The organism is Paenibacillus xylanilyticus, from assembly GCF_013359935.1.
Taxonomy (GTDB): domain Bacteria; phylum Bacillota; class Bacilli; order Paenibacillales; family Paenibacillaceae; genus Paenibacillus; species Paenibacillus xylanilyticus.
On the sequence record NZ_JABMCB010000075.1, the window covers coordinates 1 to 3,935 of the forward strand.

Genomic DNA, 3,935 nt, shown 5'->3' on the forward strand with positions numbered 1-3,935 from the left:
CTTTTACCTTCACGCCGTCGGTGACGGACTGAACCTCCACGCTGACCGGATTGCCACTTCCGTCAACCAGGCTTATCAGCGCGGTACCGGAGGATGGCAGCGTGATTTCACGGTCGAGCGTCAGCGTCCGGGTCTGGCTGTTCACCGCCAGCACACGACCACCGGTGCTGATACCGGCATAGTCATCATCGCAGATTTCAATAACATCGCCCGGTACATGGCGAAGCCCTTCTGCGCCGACGCTGAAATCCACGGTCTGCGTTTCCAGCAGTTCTGTTTTAATCAGCCACAGCCCGGCGCGGTGTGCCTGCCCCCGGCTGGTACAGCCAAAGGCATCCATCTTCGTAACATTACGACCGTAACGGGCAATGGCCTGCGTATCTTCAACAAGCTCTGTCGCCGTCTCCCAGCCGTTGTTCGGGTCAATCCAGTTCACCTCAACGGCATTATGGCGGTCCTTCAGGGCGCTGAAGCTGTAGCGGAACGGCGCGCCATCATCCGGCATCACCACATTACTGCGGTTATAGGTCCACGTCTTATCCGACGGTCGGTCCTGCACGAACGTCAGCGTCTGCCCGTTCCATACCGGCATACAGCGCATCGCCGAGCAGAAATCGCTGAGCACATCCCACGCCTTACGCTGTGTGGTCAGGTACGCATTACAGGTGATGCGCGGCTCCGTGCCGCCAAAGCCGTCCGGCACTGACTGGTCGCAGTACTGGCCGATGACATACAGCGCCCATTTATCCACATCCGCCGCACCAAGACGTTTCCCCATGCCGTAGCGCGGATGGGTCAGCATATCCCACAGACACCAGGCCATGTTGTTGCTGTATGCCGGTTTAAACGTTCCGTCCCAGATACCGCTGTATTGCCGCGTCTGCGGGTTATAGTTCGACGGCACCTGCAGAATACGCCCGCGCAGATGATAATTACGGCTCACCTGCTGGCTGCCGAACTGCTCCGAGTCCACCTGCACGCCGACCAGTGCCGTGTTCGGGTAGCACTGTTTCACATCGATGATTTCAGTGTATGACGACCAGAGCGTTTTGTTCTGCAGCTGGTCTGTGGTGCTGTCCGGCGTCATCCTGCGCATCCGGATATTAAACGGGCGCGGCGGCAGGTTACCCATCACCACCGAGGCCAGATACTGCGAGGTGGTTTTGCCCTTAATGGTGATGTCTTTTTCCGTCACCCAGCCACCGTTACGTTGTATCTGAACCAGCAGGCGGACTTCCGACGGATTCCTGTCACCCTTTGAGGTGGTTTCCACCAGTGCCTGTACACCGAAGGTAAAGCGCAGACGGTCGATGTTTGCAGACGTAATGGTGCGGGTGATCGGCGTGTCATATTTCACTTCCGTACCCAGCACCGTCTCGGAGCCGGAGGATTCAAATCCCTCCGGCGGAGTCTGCTCCTGCTCACCAGCCCGGAACACCACCGTGACACCGGATATGTTGGTATTCCCCTCAGTGTCCAGCACCGGCGTACTGTTCAGCAGCACGCTTTTTAAGCCATCCACCGGACCTTCAATCGGCCCTTCGCTGATGGCATCGATCACACTCAGCAACTGCGTGGACTTCAGGTTGTCCTTCGCTTCGCGCGGGGTATGCCCCTTACTGCTTCCTTTACCCATTCCTCACGCTCCATAAATGACAAAACCGCCCGCAGGCGGTTTCACATAAAACATTTTGCATCAGCGACCAATCACCACAACCTGACCACCGTCCCCTTCGTCTGCCGTGCTGATCTCCTGAGAAACCACGCGTGACCCCACGCGCATTTCCCCGTACAGAACAGGCAGAACATTGCCCTGGGCAACCATGTTATCCAGTGAGGAGAAATAGGTGTTCTGCTTACCGTTATCCGTTGTCTGTATACGGGGAGTTCTGGCTTTCGGTGCCAGCATCTGCGCCACACCACCGAGCACCATACTGGCACCGAGAGAAAACAGGATGCCGGTCATACCACCGGCCCCAATGGCTGCCCCCCATGCTGCAAGGGTGGCTCCGGCGGTAAAGAATGATCCGGCAATGGCGGCAGCCCCCAGGACAATCTGGAATACGCCACCTGACTTGGCCCCGGCGACTCTGGGAACAATATGAATTACAGCGCCATCAGGCAGAGTCTCATGTAACTGCGCCGTTAACCCGGACGTGCTGACGTCCCGCCCGGCAATCCGTACCTGATACCAGCCGTCGCTCAGTTTCTGACGAAACGCCGGGAGCTGTGTGGCCAGTGCCCGGATGGCTTCAGCCCCCGTTTTCACACGAAGGTCGATGCGGCGACCAAATCGTTGTAAATCCCCGTAAAGGCAGATGCGCGCCATGCCCGGTGACGCCAGAGGGAGTGTGTGCGTCGCTGCCATTTGTCGGTGTACCTCTCTCGTTTGCTCAGTTGTTCAGGAATATGGTGCAGCAGCTCGCCGTCGCCGCAGTAAATTGCGGCGTGATTCGGCACTGATGAACCAAAACAGCACAGCAGCACATCGCCCGGCTGTGCCGCTGACAACGGCACCTGATACAGCCCCGTCGCCTCCAGATTATCCAGATAGAGATTCTGGCCGTTACGCCACCAGTCATCCTCACGATGAAAGTCCGGCATCTCAATCCCCGCCAGATGATAAGCATCCCGGAACAGTGTGTAACAGTCCGTCACACCGTGCTCAAAGCGCCGCCCGGTGAGATGCGGCACACAGCGGAACTTATGAATCGTCCCCCGGCAGACCAGCCACCACGGCAAATCACTCTGCACCTGCAGCCGCCGGTCGGCCTCACTCAGCCAGGGCAGACCACCGGGGTGGCTGTGGACCAGCGCCACAATCTCACCCTGCATTTCTGCCTGCAGCCAGTCTTCCGGCGACATACGGAAATACGCCTCCGGCTCACCGGAGATATTCACGCAGGGGAAATATCTTTCCCCCTCCGGCGTGCTTACCACGAAGCCGCACGACTCCGCTGGCGCACATCGCCGGGCGTGCGCCAGAATCGCTGATTCTGTCTGTGTCATGGGATTTACTGCGAAAGTTTGTTAATGGAAAGGAAGCCGCCAAAGTTGCCGACGTTATTGCGGAACTTACAACCGCTCAGGCATTTGCTGCATTTATCCTTCGTGATATCGGACGTTGGCTGGTCATATTCATCCGCGACAGCCGGACCGCTATAACCGCACTCGTCACCGCGATAGGTCCAGGTGCAGGTGTTGGCCAGCATGATACGTCCCGGAAAAACAGCGCCATCCGTTTCCGTCGGCGTGGACAGTACAAAGGAGGCACTCACCGCGCTCAGTTCGCTGCACTGCTCAATGCGCCAGCGGCTGATCACCTCCTGCTCCGGATCGGCGTAACTGTTTCCGTTGACGAAGTTCACCGCATCCAGAAAACGGGCGTAAACCTTACGCCGGACCACCGTTCCGCCGACCAGACTCTGCATATCTTCCGCCATCCCGGTGACCATACCGTACAGGTTAGAAACCGTCAGCGTGGGGCGCGTACTGGTGCCTTTGCCATTCAGTTCAAAACCGCTCCCCTGAATGGGATACGGCTGATACTGTCGCCCCTGCCAGGTGACCGGCTCACCTTTTTCGTTCTGCTCATTACAGAAAAAATAACGTTCTCCACCGACCTCTGTCAGGTCGATTTCCCAGAGCACCACGCTGGCCGACTGCTCCGCACGGGTGCATTCATTCAGTGTTTCCTGCCGGATATCCTGCATCAGTTCACCACCTGTTCAAACTCTGCGCTGAACTCAACACGCAGCATACTGACCCGCGACGACCATTTTGCGCAGGTCACCTTTATCTGCCGCCACTCATAAGGCGGCGTCCACAGAAAGGATTTCCAGCCCCCGTGCTCTTCCAGAAACGACTCCAGTACCGTGGCCTCCTCACGGGGGACAGAAAGCGTCACGCTGTACGTTTTCAGGTTGGCATTCAGC

At 57.8% G+C, this 3,935-nt stretch carries 5 protein-coding genes; all 5 read right to left on the bottom strand.

Annotated elements, in window-relative coordinates:
- Positions 1-1,636, bottom strand: a 1,636-nt coding sequence (locus HP552_RS00600) for a TipJ family phage tail tip protein (protein WP_175393849.1), incomplete at its 3' end; no start/stop codon positions are given.
- 60 nt (positions 1,637-1,696) lie between these two features.
- Entirely contained in the window at positions 1,697-2,269 is a 573-nt protein-coding gene (locus HP552_RS00605; RefSeq protein WP_001407644.1) for a tail assembly protein, read from the bottom strand.
- Complete coding sequence (locus HP552_RS00610) at positions 2,266-3,009, bottom strand: C40 family peptidase (protein ID WP_000194780.1); 744 nt, start codon at positions 3,007-3,009, stop codon at positions 2,266-2,268. The genes HP552_RS00605 and HP552_RS00610 overlap by 4 nt, the downstream gene beginning before the upstream one ends.
- A 5-nt stretch (positions 3,010-3,014) precedes the next feature.
- Entirely contained in the window at positions 3,015-3,713 is a 699-nt protein-coding gene (locus HP552_RS00615) for a phage minor tail protein L (RefSeq protein WP_001152639.1), read from the bottom strand.
- Positions 3,713-3,935: phage tail protein (locus HP552_RS00620; RefSeq protein WP_175393850.1), on the bottom strand; the 223-nt coding region annotated here is incomplete at its 5' end. The genes HP552_RS00620 and HP552_RS00615, both read right to left, overlap by 1 nt.